We start from the raw sequence: 3,156 nt of genomic DNA, 5'->3' as shown, positions 1-3,156 counted from the left end.
CTGTCAAGCACGGTTCCGAGAGAAGGGAGGGTGAAATTCCCTCCACTTACTCGACTCTGATGTTTATGGAAGAACATCAATAGAAAAACGAAAAATATAAAACTGGATATATGAATCAGATTAAGAAGATTGTACTGACGGGTGGTCCTTGTGCGGGCAAGACTACCGCTATGGTTAAGGTGATAGAACATTTCTCTAGCCTGGGCTATAAGGTCTTTACCATTCCCGAAGTTCCAACCATGTTCACCCAGGCGGGCATGAATTATCTCACTTCCAACAAGGATTTCTTCTTTGAGGGTGAGAAGGCTACTTTCCAGACTCAGATCAACCTGGAAGACAGTTTCCAGCGTATGGCAGAAACATTGCAGCAGCCGGTCATCATTGTCTGCGATCGTGGCACGATGGATATTTCTACCTATCTCACTCCCGATTTCTGGAACCGCATCATCTCGGAAGAGGGGTATACGAATTCACAGCTTCGCGACCGCTATGATGCTGTGCTGCATCTGGTGAGTGCTGCCGATGGCGCCGAGCAGTTTTATACTACAGCCAACAATGCGCAGCGCCTGGAGCAGGCTGATGAGGAGGGGCTGAAGATAGCGCGCGAGTTGGACAAGAAGATTGTTTCTGCATGGAAGGGTCATCCTCATCTCAGGGTGATCAATAACCACGAAGATTTCAACAACAAGCTGAACCGTGTGCTCAAGGAGATAAGCAATGTGCTTGCCATTCCGCAGCCGATAGAGGAGGAACGCAAATATATCGTGAAGCTGACGGGCGAGGTTCCTAATGCAATAGACAGCGATATTGTTCAGACTTATCTTACGGGTGAGCCGGGCAGTGAGATCCGTCTTCGCCGTCGCGGTTTCGAGGGAGGCAAGTATGTGTATGTTCACACCACCAAGAAGCGTCTTTCAGACAATGAGCAGATAGAGACCGAGCGGCAGATCAATGCCAATCTTTACGAGAGTATGCTTCAGCAGGCAGATCCTTACCGTCAGCGCATTCATAAGCATCGCAAGAGTTTCATCTGGAAGGGCCAGTATTTCGAACTCGATGAGTTTCTTGAGCCGGTTTCCAATCTGATGATTCTTGAAACCCGCGGCATTTCTGCCAACGAGAGTGTGAAGTTTCCTCCTTTCATCCAGGTGCTGGAGGATATTACGGGCAACACGAAGTATTATAACTACAACATTGCTCTGAAGCGGTAAAATCAGCCGAAAATGTAAAAAGTTACGGAGATAATTCATATTCTCCGTAACTTTTTACAAAGTCATCTTATATGTTGTAATCTAAATATTTCTTTCTGCTTTTCTATTTCTTCCTTAAGTTGCTGTTCTGTAGGAAGATATGTAAGATATTTTGAAGCAAATAATTGCTTGCTGTCGTGCAAGATGGAAAATCTTGCGATATCCTGGCTGGTTTCCGAACAGAGTAGTATGCCGATGGTCGGATTGTCGCCTTCCGTGCGTTTCAGTTCATCATACATTCTTACATACATATCCATTTGTCCTACGTCCTGATGGGTGATCTTGGTCGTCTTCAGGTCGATCAGTACAAAACATTTCATCAGGTAATTGTAGAATACCAGGTCTATGTAGTAGTCCTGGGTATCGGTGATGATGTGCTGCTGTCGCTCTACGAAGGCATAGCCTTTGCCCATCTCCATCAGAAATTTCTGAAGATGGGTGATGATAGCACTCTCCAGTTCGCTTTCCGAGAAGCTCATGTCTCGGGATAAGCCCAAGAATTCTGTCACCATTGGCGACTTGATGAACATGGCAGGTGAGTCTGCGTATCCTTTTGTAAGGGTTTTCATCTCGTTCTCTACCTCATCTTTGTGCTCATTGCTGGTTTGCAGGAGTCGATAATAGTATTGTGAGGCAACATTGCGGTCGAGGGTTCTCACACTCCACATTTGTTCGGCAGCTTCTTGTATATACCACAACCTCGCTTGTGCATCATCCACCCTTAAAATGCATCTTAAATGTGACCACGAAAGATTTTGCACACGCGTGTGCAAAATCTCCCAATCAGGAAAATATTGGTATAATTGCTTGAAATAGGCTAGGTTACGAACACCATAGCCGGAGCCGAATTCAGTCGTCAACTGCTGAGATATGGACTTGATGAGCTGTATTCCATAATCAGCACGCTGCTTGCCAAACTGCTCTTCTTCAACAATACGTTTGCCAATTTCCCAGTTTGAGCGTATCAGGGTTTCGTTGATAGATTGATACGCCCTGTTTCTTGCCCTTGTGATGATGGTTCTGATATCATCTATGACATGTGCATCTATATTTATAATATTCTTTTCCATCTATATATTTTTTCATTTGTTCAAGTTTCGCAAGTTTTGTCCCATACGCCCTGAACCAACGGTCACCGGCCGAAGGGAAAGGTAAAGGGCAGAAGCCCCTAGCCCAGGGCCTTCAGCCCGTACTTGAACCACATGCGAAAGTTCAATTATTAATTTTTAAGGCAAAGATAATAAAAAAAAGGAAAATGAGCAAAAAAATGATGATTTTTTACTCGTTTCCCATCAACTTTTCTTTGAAAATCCTTAATGACCTTAATGACCGTGACCTTAATGACCGGACCCTTTTGGGGGGATTGAAAATGATAATGACCCTTAATGACTTTGACCCTTCATGACCGGCTTTCTCGATAGAAACGAAAACGACCGCTCTCCCCATATTGAGATGAGCGGTCGATTTCATTTATGGCTGAGTCAGCTTATTATAATAAGGTAGACTCCATGTTCTTTATCCCATGCAGCTCGTTACTCCGAGCGTAGTAGCGATAGCGGTCAGAATGCTGATGGCTATCTGCAGAATTGTTTTCCAAGTGTTCGCTTTCATTTCATTTTAATGTTAAGTGTTAAATGTTTAATGTTAACTTTGTGGGGCGAGTTGCGGCTAGGGGCTAGCACCCTAGCCGCTGGGGGTTAACCCATATTGCCGTCGCCGCCTGATTCTGAGCCTTGACCCTCGCCGCCGGTCTGGTCGGTATTTGAACCGCCGCTTTCAGTACTGCCTGAGCCGCCACCTTCGGTAGTGCTTGAACCACCGCTAGGGGTAGAACCACCAGGAGTATTATCAGGAGTAGTTGGCGCGTTGAGGTCAACGTTGGTCTTACCCTCCTTAATCGCCTTGA

3 protein-coding genes and 1 pseudogene are annotated in these 3,156 nt (G+C 45.4%); 1 reads left to right on the top strand and 3 read right to left on the bottom strand.

Translation table 11 applies throughout. The features are described from left to right. Positions 1–110: 110 nt before the first annotated feature. The gene (locus tag KSW37_RS15295; protein ID WP_217315305.1) at positions 111–1,211 is read left to right on the top strand and encodes an AAA family ATPase; all 1,101 of its coding nucleotides are present in this window, start codon (positions 111–113) and stop codon (positions 1,209–1,211) included. A 62-nt stretch (positions 1,212–1,273) separates the two neighbouring features. Here KSW37_RS15295 and KSW37_RS15290 read toward each other — a convergent pair whose 3' ends face one another. From KSW37_RS15290 to KSW37_RS15280, 3 genes and pseudogenes are all read right to left on the bottom strand, one after another. Further along, the gene (locus tag KSW37_RS15290) at positions 1,274–2,320 is read right to left on the bottom strand and encodes a PDDEXK nuclease domain-containing protein (RefSeq protein WP_217315304.1); all 1,047 of its coding nucleotides are present in this window, start codon (positions 2,318–2,320) and stop codon (positions 1,274–1,276) included. A gap of 445 nt (positions 2,321–2,765) precedes the next feature. Continuing rightward, positions 2,766–2,861, bottom strand: a complete 96-nt coding sequence (locus KSW37_RS15285) for a smalltalk protein (RefSeq protein WP_153072405.1) — start codon at positions 2,859–2,861, stop codon at positions 2,766–2,768. Between the two features lie 86 nt (positions 2,862–2,947). Further along, positions 2,948–3,156, bottom strand: a pseudogene (locus KSW37_RS15280) (hypothetical protein); the annotation flags it as partial.

The sequence above is a fragment of the Segatella copri genome (assembly GCF_019127135.1).
Taxonomy (GTDB): Bacteria; Bacteroidota; Bacteroidia; order Bacteroidales; family Bacteroidaceae; genus Prevotella.
Note: the sequence above shows the minus strand (reverse complement) of the source record. Positions and strands in the feature narration are given on the sequence as shown.

Coding starts and splice junctions, on each gene's coding strand:
- KSW37_RS15295 (WP_217315305.1), top strand. CDS start 111: ATGAATCAGATTAAGAAGATTGTACTGACGGGTGGTCCTTGTGCGGGC.
- KSW37_RS15290 (WP_217315304.1), bottom strand. CDS start 2,320: ATGGAAAAGAATATTATAAATATAGATGCACATGTCATAGATGATATC.
- KSW37_RS15285 (WP_153072405.1), bottom strand. CDS start 2,861: ATGAAAGCGAACACTTGGAAAACAATTCTGCAGATAGCCATCAGCATT.